Source organism: Rickettsiella endosymbiont of Litargus connexus (assembly GCF_964277335.1).
Taxonomy (GTDB): Bacteria; Pseudomonadota; Gammaproteobacteria; order Diplorickettsiales; family Diplorickettsiaceae; genus Aquirickettsiella; species Aquirickettsiella isopodorum.
Window position 1 is genome coordinate 1297794 of sequence record NZ_OZ195516.1, and the last position, 19356, is coordinate 1317149.

Consider the following 19356-nt stretch of genomic DNA (forward strand, 5'->3'; position numbering starts at 1 on the left):
TTTTTCCTGCCCATACAACTTCAAATTAGTTCATTTCTGGCAAAAATTACTCATCGTTTTTATCAGTGGGTTTAATAGTTCTTTAATCTTTAATCGATACAATTGGCGAAGAAATTGACTGAGTCAAAAGGATAAATCAATCGAATATTAAATACGAGATGATTATGCCTAACCACACACCGCTTCCTTTACCGAATTTTTTTAATAAAAAACGCCCTCCTAACTTAAAGCTTACGCCCAGAAACAACTCATCTACCTCTATTAACTTCTCAGAAGCACCTTCTCTTCCTGATACCATATCAACTTGCACTACACCTAAAGTAAAAGCTTTTCTAGCCACATCAAGTTTAGATAACATTAAAAATCTAATAACTTATAATAGTAAAAAGCCAATAAAGAATGGTCAAAATGGAATTGTTAAAACAGTTACCTTATCGCTCTCTCTAAAAAATGAAACTCGTACGTTGGTTGAAAAACAAGGAGGTTCCAGTGTCAATCGTGAAATTAAGATCACTAATGCTATTAAAACCACAACTTCTTCAAATTTTCCCTATCATTTATTTGCATTACCTATTCATCAAGAATCAAGCCAAATAACAAATACTCTTTATACATGTTACAGAGCCCTTGGTGATCTTCAAACTAACATTGGATATATTCAACAAAAGCTCCAATTAGAAGATAGTTCAGCTTTTAGCTATATTTTTCAGGTATTTCATCAACTTACCATAGCTCTGGATGCATTACATAACTCAGATTTTAAGGATGAAGAAGGCAATATTCACCAAGGTATTGTCCATAACGATATTAAGCCCGATAATATTTTTCTTAAAATTAGAAGTATCGAATTAGCCGATTTTGGTTGCGCTTATTTTAAAAATACCTCAGCCCCACAATATGCCACATTTTTATTCTCAGCTCCCGAACTTTGGACGAATGAAAACTTTTGTCAACAAGTTATCCTAAATAGTGATAAATCAGATATATGGTCTCTCGGCGCAAGCTTGATGTACCTATTATCTAATGAATTAATGGCTCCTTCTTTAGAAAAACTTTCTGAATTAGATAAAATTTTGAGATATCAAGAATGGGCAAAAACTTACTCTCAACAATGGAAAAGACTTGTAGCTAAAATTTTTACCTCTGTGAAAAACTTTAGTTCAGAGAAAGGCATTGTTAGTTTGTTAAAAGAAAATATAAACCTTAAATTACATTCCAATGATCCAAATAATAAAAAATTGATATTAAATAATTTGGCATTGTTAATGCAAGCCCCTATTGAGGTTAGGCCGAATTCTAACGAATTAAAAAATATATTGGATAAACTCGATTTTATTATTGATGGAGAGCCAGAAATTTTTATTTCGCAGTTATTAAATCGAAATAGTAGTAACGTTAATACTGCTTGTTCCAAACTAACAAACGGTTATGTATCTATTTCAGATTTAAATATGAACATGCCTAGATAATATTCTAAGATAAAAAATGCTGTTTATGTTTGCGTCGGTTTATATATACCTGACGTAATGAAATAGCCGCCAGTACAATAAAAATTATTAATGTCCATCCTGGCATGCTTAAGTTTAAAAAACGCCAAGTTCCGCTACCACAATTGCTGGTCCCTTGAAAAAACAATGCAATAATCTTGTGAAAATAAATAGAGGTACTATATTGCGCAATTGTCGCTTGGCAACTGATTAACTGGTCCGAAGGAAAATGTTCTAACCAGAGTTGCCGGCTTGCTACCACGGCACCCGCTACTGCAAATAAAAAAGTTAAGGTATGTAGAAAGCAACGCGTTACGGGTTCAAAATTAAACAATCCACCCATTAGAAATAAAAGGCCTAACAGCGTAATTAAAAATCGTTGAATAATACAGAGTGGACAAGGAATAATCCCAACTTTATATTGCAAATAGGCCGCAATCGCTAATACTAAGGCGCAAAGAAAAAATGTCAATAAATCGATCCAGCGAGTAACGGGTAAATGCATATTCTAATCCCTACCGTTAGGTTGAGGCTTGCTGTAAACTACTATACCTCATCTAGCAAACTGTACAAAGTTCAACATCATGAGGCTTTTATTATTTCTATCGTATTATAATTTGTTTTCCTATAGGAAATTATTTATGCGCCTGTCAGTTAAAAACTCGTTAAATCGTTTCCCTTAGTTTAAAACTTGTTAGAGCGATAGGAATGCTATCCCAAATCAAACTCGGCCCATTAATTAGGAATTCTAGTATGGCACAAAATGTAACGCAAAAATTAATTAACTTACATAAAGTCGAAGGTGAAATGCAACCGGGTACAGAAATTGCCTTAAAAATAGACCAAACATTGTGCCAAGATGCCACAGGAACGATGGTGATGCTCGAATGTGAAGCAATGGGATTAAATCAGACTAAAGCAGAAATTTCAGTACAATACATTGATCATAACCTATTACAAACAGACTTTAAAAATGCAGATGATCATTTATTTTTACTTAGCGCTTGTAAAAAATTTGGTCTTTATTACAGCGGCCCAGGTAATGGTGTTAGCCATCCTGTGCATATGGAACGTTTTGGAAAACCAGGAAAAACCTTACTGGGCTCAGATAGCCATACCTGTGCGGCAGGATCTTTGGGCATGCTAGCCATTGGGGCAGGTGGATTAGAAGTTGCCATGGCTATTGCAGGACAACCCTTTCACGTCGCCATGCCGAAAGTTTGGGGCGTAAAATTAACCAATTCACTACCGGACTGGATCAGCGCTAAAGATATCATTCTCGAATTATTACGTCGCCATGATGTAGATGGTGGAATAGGGAAAATTATTGAATATTATGGTCCTGGACTGAAACATTTATCTGCGATGGATCGTCATGTCATTGCCAACATGGGCGCCGAACTCGGTGCAACGACTAGTGTATTTCCATCGGATGCAATGACACGGGAATTCCTGAAATTACAACAACGTGAATCGGATTGGCAAGAAATTATTGCCGACAAAAATGCAAGTTATGATGAACAGGATGAAATCGATCTTTCCCAGCTTGAGCCTTTAATTGCATTACCTTCTAGCCCAGGAAAAGTAGTTCCTATCCAAGAAGTTGTCGGACGTCCTATCTACCAAACAATGATCGGTTCATCCGCCAATCCTGGACTAAGAGATTTTGCTGTTGCAGCAGAAATTGTCGCTGGAAGACAAATAGCACCGGGTGTTTCGTTTGATATAAACCCAACTTCGCGCCAAATTTTAGAAAATATGGTTGAACTAGGCATTTTAGAAAAATTAATTCGAGCTGGCGGCCGTATTCATCAAGCAGGATGTAATGGATGTATCGGAATGGGTCAGGCACCTGCTTCTGGAAAAATAAGTTTACGTACCGTACCAAGAAATTTTCCGGGTCGATCGGGAACCAAAGAAGACCAAGTCTATCTCTGTAGTCCAGAAATTGCCGCAGTGTCAGCTTTAACCGGAGTTATCACCGATCCTCGTTCTTTAAAAAATAAAGCTTATCCCCGTTTTAAAGAGCCGCAAAAAATTATTATTAATACAATGATGTTAGTGCCGCCTTCTAAAAATCCTAACGAAGTAAAATTGACTAAAGGTCCTAATATCCAACCGTTGCCTATCCTTCCTCCTTTAGCCGATAACATTGAAGGGCCGGTTTTAATTAAAGTGGGTGATGATATTTCTACCGACACAATTCTACCGGCGGGTGCTAAAGTACTTCCTTTTCGGAGCAATATCCCTGGAATTAGTCAGTTTGTTTTTGATCAAATTGATCCCTCTTATCCAAAAAGAGCTTTAGAATATCAGAAGACCGGATCAATTATTGTTGGCGGTGAAAACTATGGACAAGGTTCCAGTCGGGAACATGCTGCTATTGCACCCCGTTATTTGGGTGTGCAAGCAGTGCTAGTGAAACAGTTTGCGCGCATTCATAGACAAAATCTAGTTAACTTTGGAATCTTACCTCTGATTTTCAGCAACCCTGTTGATTATGACACAATTGACCAAGGTGATGTTTTATTAATTAAAGATATCCGTGAAACTATTCAGAAATCTGAGAAACTGATCGTTCATAATAAAACTAAAAATAAAAATTACACAGTTACTCACCCTTTAACTTCACGAGAATTAAAAGTATTATTAGCCGGCGGTCTCATTAATTGGATAAAACAATAAACGTTTTACTGGAAATAATCTTTAAAAAGTGTTTTCGGTGATTTTTTTTCATACAAAATATGATACACCCCTTCACAAAACGGCGCTTTAACACCATATTTTTTTATTAAAAAGAAAATATTTTTTGCGGTATCATAACCTTCCGTAGTGCCAATTAATTTTTTAATTTCCTCCAAGCTTTGTCCTTGTCCCAAAGCTAAACCTAAACGACGATTGCGAGATTGATTATCCGTGCAGGTTAATACCAGATCTCCAAGCCCCGACAACCCTAAGAAAGTATCCTGCTTTGCACCTAATGTTAAACCTAGTTCAATCATTTCTGATAATCCGGAAGTAATCACCGCCGCTTTTGCATTAGCGCCAAACCCTAAGCCCTCTGTTATGCCGACAGCAATAGCCAGTATATTTTTCATTGCACCACCAAGTTCTACACCCATAATATCTTGTGTCATTTCCACACGAAAATTTTTAGTCTGAAATCTTAGTAATAAGTCCTTTGCAAAATCATAATTTTCCGACGCAATGCAGACAGCCGTAGGCAAGCCCATAGCAACTTCCTTCGCAAAGCTAGGGCCTGATAGCACTGCCATTTCTATATCTCCCAGTACCTCTGTAACCACTTCATTTAATAATTGATGTTTTTCAGAATCTAAACCTTTACTTGCCCATAACAAGCGCTGATTAGTCTGCAAATAAGGCTGCATTTTCTTTAAAGTTGTATGAAAAGCGACACTTGGCACAACAATTAAAATATCTTGCGTTTCGGACAGAACCGTTTGGTAATCATCCGAACAAGTAATATTAGAAGGAAAAATAATATCCGGCAAATAACGCTCGTTAGTTTTTTTAGTATTTATTTCCGCAACTTGTTGTTTTTCATAAGCCCATAAACGAACTGCTTGACCTTTACGAGCTAAGTGTATAGCTAGAGCACTTCCCCAAGCACCTGCACCAATAATAGCAATGGATGGAAAAAGACCCGATGATTTTATAGACATATGTTTTTCATTTATTCCCAAGTTTTAAATATTAATTCTTACTCTACATAGCTTCATAATACGATGAAATAAGAAAGATAAAAAGCAAGTATTTAGTTTAAATAGTATTAAATATTATCAAGCAAACTGGCAAAATGCTCCCCTTTATAGATAGGGTTGGTATAATAGAACTAGCCAACCCGATAAAGCTAAATAAGGGCCAAAAGCTATTCCTTTTCGCAAGCTATCTTTATTGCATAGATATAGCACAACGCCGACCAATGACGCTGCAACAGCCGCTATAAACAGAATATAAGGTAAAGCTTTTATGCCTAACCAAGCACCTAATAAGGCAAAACATTTAAAATCCCCTTCCCCCATAGGCTCAATTTTAATCAGCCATTGATAGCATTTAGCGAGTAGGTAAAGAAAAAGATAAGCAAAACAAGCACCTAAAATAGCAACTTCTGGGGAAACAAAAAGCTGCTTTATGCTTGAAAGTAACCCACACCACAATAAAGGAAACGTTATAATGTCTGGTAATATCTTATGTTCAAAATCAATAAACGCTAAAATTAATAACCCCCAGGTTAAAATTAACGCCGCAAAGGTTTGTAAGCTTATTCCAAATCGTTCAATGACTATAAATGAGGCCACTAAAGTTAAAATCTCGATAAGCGGATAGCAAAAAGAAATTCTTACCTGACAGTAGGCACATCTTCTTTTTAGAAAGAAATAACTTAGTATGGGAATTTTTTGCAACACACTTAAACATTCACGACAACTCGGGCAATGCGAAAAAGGTAAAAATATATTAAAATCTTCTTCATTTAAATGAGTCAAATTTTCTTGATTTAAGAACGCTTGCGAGTCTTTCTCCCATTGTTTTTTTAAAATCAATGGCAAACGATATATCAATACGGTAAAGAAACTACCTAACAAAACACTAAAAAAAACAAAAATACCTATTAAAAAATATTCCATTTAAATAACACTTCCTAATTTGAAGATAGGCAAATACATAGCTATAACTAAACAAGCGACCATTAAACCTAAAATAATAATTAATACTGGTTCCAATAATACGGATAAGTTTTCTGAGAAAAAATTTATTTTTTCTTCATATAGATCGGCCGTATTATTTAATATTTCACTTAGACAATTAGCCATTTCTCCAATTTTAATAAGTTGCAACAGATCTAATGGAAACAATTTTTGTTGTGAAAAGGCTTGATAAAAACATTCACCCTCACGTATATGTTCACAGCTCATTAAAATAGCCGTTTTATAAACAAAATTACCCGATATTTCAGCAATAAGTTGCAGAGCATCGATTAATGGCAAACCCGCTGCAAGCGCAGTAGATAATGCACGTGTAATTCGAGCTATTATAATTTCTGAGAGAATTTTATTAACAATAGGAATTTTTAAATAATAGCTATCTATTTTATTATCGACAATCGAGTATTTTTTCTTTAAAAAAAAGAAAAAACTACCTGATATCAATAACGATAATCCGCAATAGATACTAATAAATCCTATATGTTTTGATAAATATACAACAATGCGCGTTATTAATGGTAATTGCGCCCCTACGTCTGAAAAAAATTGTTCAAACTGAGGAACTATGCCGACCAATAAAGCAATAAAAATAAAAATCGCCACTATTAAAACTACAAGAGGATAGACTAAGGCATTAATTATTTTTGCTTTTTGTTTCATGCTTTTTTCTTGATAATCGGCGATGCGATCAAACATTAATCCTAAAGTAGCAGTTTTTTCTCCTAATGCAATTAAGCTACAATGGAATTCACTAAAATAAAATTTATTTCCTTTCAACGCTTCACTTAAAGAAAAACCGTTTTCTAAGTCAGCGATTAATTTTTGTAAATATTCATGTAGTGCCGTATTGCTGGTTGTGGTTTCTAGTAATTGCAAAATTTGAAACAATGGAATTCCCGCTTTTAATAAGCGTGCTATCTGATGAGTAAAAACAAAAATCTCCTGCATCTTGACAGATCTAATAAATCGAATAGTCCAACGCGTATGAATATAGCTGATAAAAATACCTTGCTCTTGCAATTCTAAACGTAATTGAGCTTTACTTCGCAAAAATTCTTTACCTTTGCATGGTTTTCTTTTGTTAGTAATCCCTTTCCAAATATATATTTTAACAATACTTAACATAATGTATTTTTAATCTTTTATTATTCGTTTCATTTCTAACAAACTTATCTCACCTTGTTTAAGCTTTTCTAAAGCTGATAAATACAAAGTTTGCATTCCTTGTTTTTGTGCAAATTCTTTTATTTCTAATACGTTATTTTTTTCTAAAATTATTTTTTTCATTTCTCCCGTAAGCGTTAAAATTTCAAAAATACCTGTACGACCTTTATATCCGTCTGTGCATTGCGAACATCCTCTTGCAGTGAAAATTTTAATATTAGGATCTGGTATTAAATTCAACTTAAACAAAAATTTTTCCGGTAATTGCTCTTCAATTTTGCATTGTGTACATAAGCGCCTTACTAATCGCTGTGCAATAATTAAATTGACAGAAGCAACAATGTTGTAAGTAGGTATATTCATATTCTCTAAACGGATCAAACTCTCAATCGCGCTGTTAGTATGTAAAGTTGATAAAACGAGATGACCTGTTTGTGCAGCCTTTATCCCTATTTCAGCTGTTTCCTGATCACGCATTTCGCCAACCATGATAATATCCGGATCTTGACGTAAAAATGCTCTTAGCACACAAGCAAAATTTAAACCTATGGCTGGATTTATGTTAACCTGGTTGATTCCCGGCAAAATAATTTCTATAGGATTTTCAACAGTAGAGATATTAACTGTTGGTTTTTTTAAAAAACTTAATGCTGTGTAAAGCGTAATAGTTTTCCCGCTGCCAGTAGGTCCAGTCACTAAAATCATACCATGAGGACTTTTTAGGGCTGTTATAAACTCACCTATTTGTTTTCTATTCATTCCTAATTTATCTATTTCTAGCAACATTTTATTACTATCCAAAATTCTAATAACTAATTTTTCTCCGTGAATAGTGGGGCAGGTACTTAATCGGCAATCTACATTTCGACCATACCTATCTTTTACTTGAAAACGACCATCTTGTGGAATTCTTCGCTCAGCAATATCTAACTGAGACATTATTTTTAAACGGGTAATAACTCGTGGTATTAAATGTTTAGGTAAAACAACTATTGAATATAATAAACCATCGATACGAAAACGTATTTCTAATTGTTCTTGATAAGGTTCTATATGAATATCGGAAGCATTGCGTGTAATCGCATCGATCAAAAATTTATAGACATAATTTATAATTGTTAAATCATCACTGCTAGAATTATTAAACGATGAGTCAAGATTATTAATCTCCTTTAATTGCGCTTCTTTATCACGATTTACACCTATAACACTACTAATGGTTTGTTTTTTTAAAGAAATGACTTTTTTTAATAGCGCTACTAATTTTTTTTCATCTGCAATCTTATATTCCAACATTAAGCCGGTAGTAAATCGAATAGTATCAAAAACTAATTGCTGTGTAGGATCAACCAAAACTAAACCCAATTTTTTTTTATCTTGCCATAAAGGTAATATTTGATATTTTTGTTGTAAATTTTTATCAATTAAACAACTGGGTATTTGCAATACATCGATAGTATCTAAGTCAATATATTCTAGAAAAAATTCTTTTGCTAAAAGCTGAGCTAAACAGGAAGAATCTATCTTTTTTGTTTGAATTAAATAAGTTATAAAAGAAACTTGCTGCTGCTTGGCATAAGCAATCATTTCTTCAATAAATTCTTTTTTTAAACCACAATCGAGTATTAAATGTTTTAAAAAATTATTGATGACAAACTTTTCCATTTTATTATCTACATGCAATCCAACCTTTATTTAGTATAACGCAAATTAAAGGTTAAATGTATTGACACATTATTTTTTTAATGTTTATATGGATACTACTAAGTTAATGAATACCTTGCTGGTAGAAGTTCTAGAGGTTAACAATAGAAATATTTAAAAAAAATAATAATTTCTATTTTTAGGAACTTACTTATTTTCTTATAGCTAATGCTTAGGAATTAATTAAATGCAAAATTTATATTATTGCGTTGATATATTCTCTAAGTTTTATAATGTAGGAAAGTAGGAAATCCAGCAAGGTTTGTTATTTTTAGCTTGAATGGAATCTTTTTTTACCTCACTCTGGCTAAAATTTCACATTTTTAAATCCCTGAGATATATTAAAAAAATAAACTAATTCAATAAAAACCAGGATCTCATACTTATGGGCGGATTAAACCCACCTATTATTTATATTTGGCATACTAGGCTTGAAGTCCATGCAAAAAAATATACGCTCTTTCAAAGCTGGCTTTCTTCCGAGGAAAAAATACGGGCTGAAAAGCTAGCTACCCCTTATCGACAAAACTTTATTATTTCAAGAGGGGTGCTACGTGATTTATTAGCCTATTATTCTAATTACCCCCCCCAGGAGCTGAAATTAAGCTATTCACTTTCTGGTAAGCCCTTATTAATAAATCCTGAGCAACCCATAGAGTTTAACCTTTCTCATTCAAAAAATATCTTGGCTTATGCTTTTACGATTGACGCGCCTGTGGGTATTGATATTGAATATATAGATCACAGAACGAATCTCGACAAAATCGCCTATCGTTTCTTCCCTGCGGATGAATATGATCGATTAAAATTATTAGAAGGTAAAAAAAAATTAAAGGCATTTTTTAAGGCATGGGTAAAAACCGAAGTGTTAATAAAAGCCATGGGTAAAACCTTACAGACTCATCCCTATTCTCGATACAAACTATCCTTAGATCCTCAATTAAATCCTTTAATAGACATAAAAAAGAGTATAGATTCTCTTTATACTTTTTATAATTTATCCCTTTATCCTAATTTTGCAACGGCTGTTGCTGTAAAGGGCAATAGAAAACCTATCGTTATTAAAAAATATACCAAAACAATGTTTGCTCGCGTTAAAAGTAAATAATATTGATTACTCTTTATTAAAATTCCATGAGCATAAAACGCACTACACCACATGTCGTATCATCAGGTTGCATTTCTGTTAAAGGATAATGCTGATTGAGAGCTTTCAGATAACGGCGATTGCCATCAATCACTAATTGTCTAAAAAGTAGTGTACTTCCAGGATCTTGCTTTATTTTAGCTAAGATAAAAGCCGCATTGTGTGCAACACAGTCGGTATCTAATACGATAATACAATTTTTTGGAAAACTTGGACCTTGAGCGGTTTCCATGCAATCATTTTCTACACGAAGTGCAAATGCATCCGAACTAAGGGGAATATTGGTGCTTAAATACTTTGAATAGGTTTTAGGTGAGATTTTTATAAAATGCAGAAAACGTTCTTTTGCCTCTTGGGGTGTCAATAAGGGCACCTGATAGTAAGGCTGATTATTTTCATAGTGATAAGCCCCTTCAGCTTCTTCAGCTGCATGCTCATGATCGAGCCATCCATGAGGTTTATTAAAAACTTTCTCAATATGGCTAGCCAATCGATCACCTATATTTTTAATCGGGCTATTGCCTATTAAATGACTAATTTGGCTTTGCGAACGATCCAAATGATCAGATAAATCAGTGATCCCACCTACTAAGCGAGCTAATTTCCGTAAATTTTTCCGTCTAATATCTTTTATATTCATGCCATAGCTTTATTAAAGTTTTATTGTTATGACCCATAGAGTAAACTTATACTTTGTTTAAAGTCCTATAAATGTCAAAAAAAGTAATATGTATGGTAATACATATTACCTTTTTAGATAAGTAGCGGCATAAATTATTTTAACTTAACAACAAAACTACCTAGTTTTTTCTTAACTTTTATCTTTTTCAGCTGTATATAATTTGGTAAACCTTTTTGATACGGAGGATAATCCTCCTCCTGAATTAATGGCAACAGATAATCACGACAGCGTTGTGTAATATGGAAACCCTCTTTAGTGATATACGCACGAGGTAATTTTCTTTCCTTATTAGCAACCGCAGCTAATTTTGCCTCTCCAATGCTCCATTGATAACGCTTGCTTGGCCCTCTAACAATAGTAGGCATGACCGCATTTTTTCCTTTAATAGCCAATTCAACAGCGGCTTTGCCTAAAGCATAGGCCTGTTTAACATCAACTCCAGCAGCAATATGTCGTGCCGAACGCTGCAAATAGTCAGGTAGCGCCCAATGATATTTATACCCTAACTTAGTTTTAACTAATTGCGCAATAACTGGAGCCGCGCCACCAAGCTGCTTATGGCCAAATGCATCAGTCGTACCTATTTCAGCTAAAAATTTTTGTGTAGAATCCTTAATCCCTTCTGCCAAAACAATAACACAAAAACCCCATTTTTTTACTGTTTTATCTACTTTCTGTAAAAATAAAGATTCGTTAAAGATTATTTCAGGAAATAAAATAATATGCGGCACATCTCCTTTTTTTTGCATAGCCAGCCCACTTGCTGCCGCTATCCAACCGGTATGTCGGCCCATTACTTCCATAATGAACACTTTAGTCGATGTTGCGTACATCGAAGCAACATCTAAACCCGCTTCTAGCGTAGAAATAGCGATATATTTTGCAACAGAACCAAAACCAGGGCAGTTATCGGTAATAGGAAGATCATTATCCACCGTTTTGGGGATACCTATGCAACTTAGGGGGTAACCTAGCGTTTGGCTGAGCAAATAAACTTTATGCGCTGTATCCTGTGAATCCCCGCCTCCATTATAAAAAAAATAACCAATATCATGCGCTTTAAAAACCTCCAATAAGCGTTCATATTCCGCACGATTATTCTCTAAATTTTTTAATTTATAACGACAAGAGCCAAATGCTCCTCCGGGTGTATAACGTAATCCAGCAATCGCTTTGCTGCTTTCTTTGCTGGTATCAATTAAATCTTCAGTTAAAGCGCCTAAAATTCCATTACATCCCGCATAAACCTTTCCAATTTTATTTTTATAATGCCTAGCAGTTTCAATCACCCCACTGGCTGTTGCATTAATAACTGCCGTTACGCCGCCTGATTGAGCATAAAACACATTTTTCTTTGACATCCTGCGTATTCTCCAGGTAACTTAAAGTTAAATATACTCACAGCAATTGGATTTTTGGCAAGTGCCGCGCTCGTGCAGCAATCTATGTGGTATAACATATACATGAGGATTGCGAGTTGAGCGGCAACACAGACAAAAATTCAAGTGCAAAGAGTATAATATACTTGAAACATTCACACTTTTTCTAGACTCACATCATGCGACTTCATATTTTAGGCATCTGCGGTACATTCATGGCAGGCATCGCTTTAATAGCCAAGCAAAAAAATTTGGACGTAACCGGCTCTGATGCGAATATCTATCCTCCGATGAGTATTCATTTGGCGGAACATAAAATTACAGTTTTTGAAGGCTATAATGAAAAAAATCTGTTACCTCACCCTAATTTAGTCATCATGGGAAATGCCATGACCCGTGGAAACCCGTGTGTGGAATATGTTTTAAATCAAAATATCCCTTATATTTCTGGTCCGCAATGGCTAGCGGAAAATGTTTTACACAAATATCATGTTTTAGCTGTTTCGGGTACACATGGGAAAACCACGGTATCGAGTTTATTAAGTTGGATATTAGAATATGCTGGCTTAAATCCTGGATTTTTAATTGGTGGTATCTCTAAAAATTTTGATAGTTCTGCTCGTTTAGGAAAAGAAGATTTTTTTGTCATTGAAGCAGATGAATATGATACGGCATTTTTTGACAAACGCTCGAAATTTATCCATTACCATCCCCAAACTTTGATTTTAAATAATCTTGAATTTGATCATGCTGATATTTTTCCAAACTTGAATGCGATTAAAATTCAATTTTCTTATTTACTGCGTACAGTACCCAGTCAGGGATTAATTATCTATCCAAAAAGTGATAAAAATTTACAAAGTGTAATCTCATGGGGATGTTGGACCCCTATTGAATACACAGGAAATGAAGAAAATAAGGATGTAATTTGGCACACTACCTTGTTAAAAGCGGATGCTAGTCAATTTACTATTCATTATAAAAACATAATCCAAGGCGAAGTAAATTGGTCACTAATAGGTGATCATAATGCAGCAAATGCTATTATTGCAGTAGCTGCTGCACATCATGTCGGTGTTAATCCAAAAAAAGCGATTGCTGCATTGAATCAATTTCAAGGTATCAAACGCCGCTTAGAAATCTATAAAAAAATCAATGGCATCACTCTTTACGACGATTTTGCCCATCATCCTACTGCCATTGCTGCAACCCTTGCTGGTTTACGAAAAAAAATTGGAAATAAGCGCATCTTAGTTATTTTAGAATCCGGAACACACACAATGCGTTCGGGAATACATCAACAAACTTTAGGCCCCTCTTTACAAGAGGCAGATAAGGTATGGTTAATGCGACCAAAACAAGATTGGGGTATTGATAATGTATTGCAAACGACATCCATTCCTATTTTTATTTGTGATTCAGTCGCTGATATCATTAAAAAAGTAGCTAAAGAAGCGCATACTGCTGATCATATTGTGATTATGAGTAACACTTCTTTTGATAACCTACATGAAAAGTTAGCTCAGACTTTAGACGCATGAATAATACTGCAGATCATTATCTCAAATTAGCTTTATCATTAGCAGAGATACGCCGCGGTTTTTGTGCGCCAAATCCTTGTGTGGGCGCTATATTAATTAAAAACACACAGGTTATTGCTACGGGATATCACCAGAAAAGTGGCTCTGCTCATGCTGAAGTGGATGCCATCAATAAAGCTGACCCTTCTCTCGCCCAAGGTGCCACATTGTATGTCACTTTACAACCTTGTTGTCATACCGCCAAAAAAACTCCTCCTTGCACTGAGATGATTATAAAAAGCGGTATAGTGAAAGTCATTTATGGTTTTCGAGATCCTAACCCTGCTGTAAACAACCAGACTGACAAAATATTACAACATGCGGGAATTGAATGTATTCAGCATTCTGTCACTGCTATCGATAATTTTTATGCAAGCTATGAGTACTGGTGGAAATATAAAAGACCATTTACTACCGCAAAATTAGCCATGAGCTTAGATGGGAAAATTGCCGGTAAAAATGGAAAGCGTATTCAATTAACAGGCGATGCAGCGCAAGAGTTTACACATCAACGACGTAAACAAGCTGACGCCATTTTAACAACGGCAAAAACAATTTGCTTAGACAACCCCTTGTTAAATACCCGTTTAGAAGATGGAGACTATAAAAAACCGCTTTATATTTTAGATACCCATCTGAGCATACCGATTTCAGCAAAAATTTTTAGTTCTGCAGAACCCATTACTATTTTCCATGACGTTAATTTAAGCAAACAATATCAGCAAAGACTACAACAACATGACATACGTTTAATTCCTATAAAAAGTGATAAAAATGGCCTAGATTTACTTGAGATACTGAAGCGAATTGGCAAAGATGGAAAAATAGACCTTTGGATAGAAGCTGGGGGCAAAATTTTTCAATCTTTCGTCCAAAATAACTTATTGCACCGTGCTTTTATTTACGTGGCACCCCTATGGTTGGGAGAAAATGCCCAAATAGCTTTTACTTTATCCCATCCTTTAAAAGCAGCCATATCGATTAATTCGATTATTTTAGGTAAAGATACTTGTTTTGAGTTTAAATGGGAGGAAAAATAAGCGTATACTACTGTTTCAATTAAGCAATATAACAAAATAGATACAAATGATAAAAGCCTCTACATTCCCAAATATCGACCGTGCTTTAAAAGACCTGCGTCTAGGTAAAATGATTGTTTTATTTGATCATGAGAACCGAGAAAATGAAGGTGACTTAGTCCTTGCTGCTGAAAAAGTGACGCCTGAAGCCATTAATTTTATGGCTCAATATGCACGTGGTTTAATCTGCTTAGCCTTAGTTGAACAAGATATTAAGCGTTTGGAAATCCCTATGATGGTAGAACACTCTACCAACCCTTTTAATACGGCCTTTACTGTGTCTATCGAGGCTGCAAAAGGAGTCACGACTGGCATCTCTGCCGCAGACCGAGCTCATACCATTCAAGTCGCTATCAACCCTGACAGTGAACCAAAAGACATCGTCATGCCAGGACATATTTTCCCTTTACGTGCTCGAAAAGGTGGTGTTTTAGAGCGTATGGGACAGACGGAAGGAAGCACTGACTTAACCCGTTTAGCTGGATTAAAGTCTGCAGCAGTTATCTGTGAAATTATGAATCCTGATGGCAGTATGGCGCGACTCCCTGACTTAGAGAGATTCGCCAAGCAACATCAACTCAGCTTATTATCAGTACGAGAGTTAATCCAATACCGTTTACAAACTGAATCTCTAGTCAAAGAAATCGCTTCTATTCGCTTACCCACCGAAGATTATGGTGATTTGACTATCAAATTGTTTGAAAGTTGTATGGACAAGCATCACCATTTAGCGATTATTAAAGAAAAGTCGGTAGCAGCCTATCACCCCACTTTAGTACGTATCCATTCAGAATGTTTTACCGGCGATCTCTTTGGCTCTACCCGCTGTGATTGTGGTTGGCAATTACATGAATCTTTAGCTCAAATTAGTCAACAAGGCGGTATTTTACTGTACTTACGTCAAGAGGGCCGAGGTATTGGTTTATTGAATAAACTTAAAGCGTATGCTTTACAAGATCAAGGCCTTGATACCGTCGAAGCAAACCAAGAATTAGGTTTTGGCAGTGATGATCGGAATTATTGGATAGGCGCGCAAATGCTGCAAAACTTGAAAATATTACAGATAAAATTATTAACCAATAATCCCCAAAAAATCATTGACTTAGAACAATATGGAATTGAAGTCGTTGAACGCATTCCATTAATTGCCACACCTAACTCAACGAATCATGCCTATTTAAAAACTAAGCAAACCAAGCTCGGACATCTACTCAATTTATAAAAAGGAGCTACCTATGCAAAAAATAAAAGAAATCATTGCTAAACCTTTATATTTCAATCAACCAATTGATGAGTTTAATATTACTATTGTAGTCAGTCGCTTCAATCAAAGTATCACTGAAGAATTACTGAATGGTGCCTTACAACGATTAAAAGAATTAAATTTTCCTGAACCATGCATCACTATTGTCAGAGTTCCTGGGGCAGTAGAAATCGGTCTTGCAGCTCAGCAAATAGCTATTTCTGATGAAAATTGTTTAGCTATTATTTGTTTGGGCGCGGTTATCCGGGGTGAAACCGATCATTATGACTATGTTTGTCAGCAAGTAAGTTATGCTTGCCAAAAAATTGCTTTACAAGAATCTATACCGATTATTTTTGGCGTGCTAACCACTGACAGCGAAGAACAAGCACTAGCACGTATAGATGGAACCCGATGTCACAAAGGCCGTGCTGCAGTAGATTCAGCAATGGAAATGATCTCGGTTTTAGAACAAATCGAGGTAGACTAAATAGGACTCTTCGCACTTAAATTTTTGCCTATGTTTTACGCAACTATTTATAGCTACTGTTACCTAATCAATTAGAGGAAATATATTTTTCACGTCGAATAATATCCGTAGGAAAAGCATAACTTTTAACTAAAAGTGTAAAAACCTCATCTACCATGTTGGGGTTACCGCACAAATACACAATATCTTGTTTAGCATTCGGTTTTATTTCACTAAAGGCATTCAACACATAGCCGGTATGCTCGTAACTCAAAGCCTCTTTTAATTTAACCCGACTATAATAAGCATGAAATTCAAACCAAGCATTTTTTTCTGAAAATGCAATAAATTCATTGCGATATAATAAATCTTCCGGTCTACGCACACCAAATAACAAAATGACCTTAAAGCAGGGACGTAATTTAAAGCGGTGTTCTAATTCTGCTAACATCGTCCGATAGGGTGTAACGCCAGTACCCGTTGCTACCAACACATAACGCTCCGGCATCTCCTCTCGCAAAATGAGTCGGCCAAAAGGACCAGTCGCCGTGACTCTATCTCCGGGTTTTAATGTAAATAACAGCTCACTCGCAATACCTGCAGGGACATAAGAGGCGGCAAATTCAATTTTATTAGTCGCCTGATGGGTTTTATTAGCGATACTATAACTACGGCGCAGTGTTTTTTCTGCGGTAGGAATATGCAAGGTAATAAATTGTCCTGGAATAAACTCAAAGCTCTCGCCCTCTTCATAGCGAAAAATGAAATGCTTGACGTCTGGAGCAATCTGCTCACTGGCCTCGAGGGTTAAATGAAATTCTTTTCGTGACATAGTCCGCGTAGTCTAATCAGCTAGGTAGGTTTCGTCAAAATATTTTATGCTAAAACGAGCTTTGATATCTGCCAAAAAGCAAATTTACTCGCTAAACGTATTATGGATACAGTAAAGAAGGTCCGGAATCTAAAGAACCAGGAGATTCTTCAAATTCATCCGAATTTAGCTTAGGCTTAACACCGATTGATGAGTCATCCTTAAATTGTATCTGATTCTTTATTAAATAATTAGCTTTAATATATTCAGTAATTTTTACTGCTAATAGTTCATGTAACCTTCTCGCTGGATGTAAGTCATCCCAAAAGATAGTATTTCTATTTAAGTAGTCTTTTTTAATAGCTCCTAATACTGAATTATTAATAGAAGTAAGTATAATTTCTTTATTAAATGATTTTTTATAGTGATCCACAACAGACTTAATAATATTAATAATCCAAAAATTGTGTATATCGTCCTTGTAAGCCAAGGTTATTATTTTACTTTCAGAAGGAAATTTTTTAATTTTTTCATTTAATTGATCTAAAGTCTCCTTTGAAAGATCAAATTTTTGTAACACAGGTTTAGAGTCATTTTTAATTAATTGGCCATCTTTTATGATATAACTAAAAAATCGATTGTCGGCCTTTTTGATAATAACTGCATTTCCAGCAGTGATATTTCCTAATGACAATAAGTCGCTTTCTTGACCTTCACTTTCTGGTAAATAGTAAACAGCGCAGCCAGCGGTAAAACCATGAGCTTCCGGATTTTTCAAAATTTCATCCAGAATAGCTTCAATACCTATCATTTTTATATCGATATTTAATTTGGCTTGTTTCGTTATTTTATTAACAAATTCATCTAATTTACTTTCATCTACTTGGCTCCTATTAACTTCTCCCTCCTTAGAAAAAATTGCTAATTCTTCTTTAGTCAGAGTAATATTCGCTTTTTTAAATTTCTCATCGGATTTATTAATTATAAATTCCCCATTATTTTTAAAATAAATGGTTCTTTCTTTATTTTCGCCAACAATCACAATAGCTTTTTCTATATTTTTTATAGTTTCAGAGTCTAAACAATTTTTATCTTTAAATTGATAAACAGTACAACAATCAAAATTAACATATTGCCACTGATTAGCAAGTTCTTGTAATGTCTGATTATATAACCGGCAAGCTAATTTCATTTTTGATTTTTCTTTTGCTGACTTGTGTGCAAAACGAGGTGTTTCACTAATATCCGGCAAACCAATAAGTAACAAATGCTTTAAATAGTTAGAACCTGTTTTCTCATTTCTATTGGTTAAGATTGCGATAGTATTAATAATTCCCTGAACTGCCCTTTCCACTCCTTCTGCATCATAGTACCCAAGCGTCACCAGATCATTAGCCCCTGCAAAAATAACTCCCAGCATACTAGAATTAATTATATTTATGCTTTTCTCAGCTTGTTTCTGAATGTTTCCAAGAAAAAAACTTAAGATAAAACCTTTAAAATATTTAAAAAAACTGGTTATATTTCTGTAGTCATACGTAGTTGCTCCTCCTTCTGCTACATTTTTAAAATAGGTAGCTTTTTCTTGGGCAGACCAAGTTGCTTTTTCTTTTAAAATATTATTAAAAATGTTTCCAAATAGGTAAGCCCAAGTATGACCATTGGTGAAATTATTGTAATCTGAGTGATACAAAAACCATTTAAAAGGAAAACATCCGCATATAGTTTCATTATATTTTTTCTCTTCATCCGATAAACTATCTCCCAGAGCAATAGCCCCAGTTATTACAAATTTATCTATCGATGGTGTATTTAACATACTGATTCTTATTATTTTTAAAACGGGATAAATTTCTGATAAGAAAGTATAATGAAAAGAGATTAAAG

At 34.9% G+C, this 19356-nt stretch carries 16 protein-coding genes; 7 read left to right on the forward strand and 9 right to left on the reverse strand.

Features of this window, described 5'->3' with window-relative positions:
* Positions 1-164: 164 nt before the first annotated feature.
* On the forward strand, positions 165-1469 hold the full coding sequence (locus ACICP9_RS05700) for a protein kinase domain-containing protein (RefSeq protein ID WP_395497479.1): 1305 nt from the start codon (positions 165-167) through the stop codon (positions 1467-1469).
* 4 nt (positions 1470-1473) lie between these two features.
* Here ACICP9_RS05700 and ACICP9_RS05705 read toward each other — a convergent pair whose 3' ends face one another.
* On the reverse strand, positions 1474-1992 hold the full coding sequence (locus tag ACICP9_RS05705; RefSeq protein ID WP_071662729.1) for a disulfide bond formation protein B: 519 nt from the start codon (positions 1990-1992) through the stop codon (positions 1474-1476).
* A gap of 248 nt (positions 1993-2240) precedes the next feature.
* On the opposite strand from ACICP9_RS05705, the gene ACICP9_RS05710 reads away from it, so the two are divergent.
* Positions 2241-4172 (forward strand): aconitate hydratase, encoded by a 1932-nt coding sequence (locus tag ACICP9_RS05710; RefSeq protein ID WP_395497481.1) that lies wholly within the window; start codon positions 2241-2243, stop codon positions 4170-4172.
* A gap of 5 nt (positions 4173-4177) precedes the next feature.
* On the opposite strand, the gene ACICP9_RS05715 is transcribed toward ACICP9_RS05710, so the two are convergent.
* The 4 genes from ACICP9_RS05715 to ACICP9_RS05730 form a co-directional block, all read right to left on the reverse strand.
* Positions 4178-5170, reverse strand: coding sequence for an NAD(P)H-dependent glycerol-3-phosphate dehydrogenase (locus tag ACICP9_RS05715; RefSeq protein ID WP_395497483.1), 993 nt, complete (start codon positions 5168-5170; stop codon positions 4178-4180).
* Positions 5171-5314: 144 nt separating this feature from the next.
* Positions 5315-6133 (reverse strand): prepilin peptidase, encoded by an 819-nt coding sequence (locus ACICP9_RS05720; protein WP_395497485.1) that lies wholly within the window; start codon positions 6131-6133, stop codon positions 5315-5317.
* Positions 6134-7261, reverse strand: a complete 1128-nt coding sequence (locus ACICP9_RS05725) for a type II secretion system F family protein (protein WP_395497487.1) — start codon at positions 7259-7261, stop codon at positions 6134-6136.
* 84 nt (positions 7262-7345) lie between these two features.
* The gene (locus tag ACICP9_RS05730; protein ID WP_395497489.1) at positions 7346-9040 is read right to left on the reverse strand and encodes a GspE/PulE family protein; all 1695 of its coding nucleotides are present in this window, start codon (positions 9038-9040) and stop codon (positions 7346-7348) included.
* A gap of 424 nt (positions 9041-9464) precedes the next feature.
* Here ACICP9_RS05730 and ACICP9_RS05735 point away from each other — a divergent pair, with 424 nt between their 5' ends.
* On the forward strand, positions 9465-10187 hold the full coding sequence (locus tag ACICP9_RS05735) for a 4'-phosphopantetheinyl transferase family protein (RefSeq protein WP_395497491.1): 723 nt from the start codon (positions 9465-9467) through the stop codon (positions 10185-10187).
* A gap of 16 nt (positions 10188-10203) precedes the next feature.
* On the opposite strand, the gene ACICP9_RS05740 is transcribed toward ACICP9_RS05735, so the two are convergent.
* Positions 10204-10866, reverse strand: coding sequence for a LexA family transcriptional regulator (locus tag ACICP9_RS05740; RefSeq protein ID WP_071662735.1), 663 nt, complete (start codon positions 10864-10866; stop codon positions 10204-10206).
* Between the two features lie 134 nt (positions 10867-11000).
* A complete protein-coding gene (locus ACICP9_RS05745; protein WP_395497494.1) occupies positions 11001-12269 on the reverse strand; it encodes a 6-phosphofructokinase in 1269 nt (422 codons plus the stop codon).
* A 197-nt stretch (positions 12270-12466) separates the two neighbouring features.
* On the opposite strand from ACICP9_RS05745, the gene mpl reads away from it, so the two are divergent.
* From mpl to ribH, 4 genes are read left to right on the forward strand one after another with little or no spacing between them, the layout of a single operon-like run.
* Positions 12467-13828, forward strand: coding sequence for a UDP-N-acetylmuramate:L-alanyl-gamma-D-glutamyl-meso-diaminopimelate ligase (mpl, locus tag ACICP9_RS05750; RefSeq protein ID WP_395497496.1), 1362 nt, complete (start codon positions 12467-12469; stop codon positions 13826-13828).
* Positions 13825-14907: a bifunctional diaminohydroxyphosphoribosylaminopyrimidine deaminase/5-amino-6-(5-phosphoribosylamino)uracil reductase RibD gene (gene ribD / locus ACICP9_RS05755; RefSeq protein WP_395497498.1), complete on the forward strand. Its 1083-nt coding sequence runs from the start codon at positions 13825-13827 to the stop codon at positions 14905-14907. The genes mpl and ribD overlap by 4 nt, the downstream gene beginning before the upstream one ends.
* Before the next feature lie 46 nt (positions 14908-14953).
* On the forward strand, positions 14954-16168 hold the full coding sequence (gene ribB, locus ACICP9_RS05760; protein ID WP_395497500.1) for a 3,4-dihydroxy-2-butanone-4-phosphate synthase: 1215 nt from the start codon (positions 14954-14956) through the stop codon (positions 16166-16168).
* 13 nt (positions 16169-16181) lie between these two features.
* Positions 16182-16679, forward strand: a complete 498-nt coding sequence (gene ribH, locus ACICP9_RS05765; protein ID WP_084028754.1) for a 6,7-dimethyl-8-ribityllumazine synthase — start codon at positions 16182-16184, stop codon at positions 16677-16679.
* Positions 16680-16746: 67 nt separating this feature from the next.
* On the opposite strand, the gene ACICP9_RS05770 is transcribed toward ribH, so the two are convergent.
* A complete protein-coding gene (locus ACICP9_RS05770; protein WP_071662740.1) occupies positions 16747-17490 on the reverse strand; it encodes a ferredoxin--NADP reductase in 744 nt (247 codons plus the stop codon).
* Positions 17491-17590: 100 nt separating this feature from the next.
* Positions 17591-19288 carry an SGNH/GDSL hydrolase family protein gene (locus tag ACICP9_RS05775; RefSeq protein WP_395497503.1) on the reverse strand — a complete coding sequence of 566 codons (1698 nt, stop codon included), beginning with the start codon at positions 19286-19288 and terminating at the stop codon, positions 17591-17593.
* Positions 19289-19356: the final 68 nt, after the last annotated feature.

Bases quoted from the DNA above. Each gene is read 5' to 3' on its own strand.
- ACICP9_RS05700 (WP_395497479.1), top strand. From the start codon at position 165: ATGCCTAACCACACACCGCTTCCTTTACCGAATTTTTTTAATAAAAAA.
- ACICP9_RS05705 (WP_071662729.1), bottom strand. From the start codon at position 1,992: ATGCATTTACCCGTTACTCGCTGGATCGATTTATTGACATTTTTTCTT.
- ACICP9_RS05710 (WP_395497481.1), top strand. From the start codon at position 2,241: ATGGCACAAAATGTAACGCAAAAATTAATTAACTTACATAAAGTCGAA.
- ACICP9_RS05715 (WP_395497483.1), bottom strand. From the start codon at position 5,170: ATGTCTATAAAATCATCGGGTCTTTTTCCATCCATTGCTATTATTGGT.
- ACICP9_RS05720 (WP_395497485.1), bottom strand. From the start codon at position 6,133: ATGGAATATTTTTTAATAGGTATTTTTGTTTTTTTTAGTGTTTTGTTA.
- ACICP9_RS05730 (WP_395497489.1), bottom strand. From the start codon at position 9,040: ATGGAAAAGTTTGTCATCAATAATTTTTTAAAACATTTAATACTCGAT.
- ACICP9_RS05735 (WP_395497491.1), top strand. From the start codon at position 9,465: ATGGGCGGATTAAACCCACCTATTATTTATATTTGGCATACTAGGCTT.
- ACICP9_RS05740 (WP_071662735.1), bottom strand. From the start codon at position 10,866: ATGAATATAAAAGATATTAGACGGAAAAATTTACGGAAATTAGCTCGC.
- ACICP9_RS05745 (WP_395497494.1), bottom strand. From the start codon at position 12,269: ATGTCAAAGAAAAATGTGTTTTATGCTCAATCAGGCGGCGTAACGGCA.
- mpl (WP_395497496.1), top strand. From the start codon at position 12,467: ATGCGACTTCATATTTTAGGCATCTGCGGTACATTCATGGCAGGCATC.
- ribD (WP_395497498.1), top strand. From the start codon at position 13,825: ATGAATAATACTGCAGATCATTATCTCAAATTAGCTTTATCATTAGCA.
- ribB (WP_395497500.1), top strand. From the start codon at position 14,954: ATGATAAAAGCCTCTACATTCCCAAATATCGACCGTGCTTTAAAAGAC.
- ribH (WP_084028754.1), top strand. From the start codon at position 16,182: ATGCAAAAAATAAAAGAAATCATTGCTAAACCTTTATATTTCAATCAA.
- ACICP9_RS05770 (WP_071662740.1), bottom strand. From the start codon at position 17,490: ATGTCACGAAAAGAATTTCATTTAACCCTCGAGGCCAGTGAGCAGATT.
- ACICP9_RS05775 (WP_395497503.1), bottom strand. From the start codon at position 19,288: ATGTTAAATACACCATCGATAGATAAATTTGTAATAACTGGGGCTATT.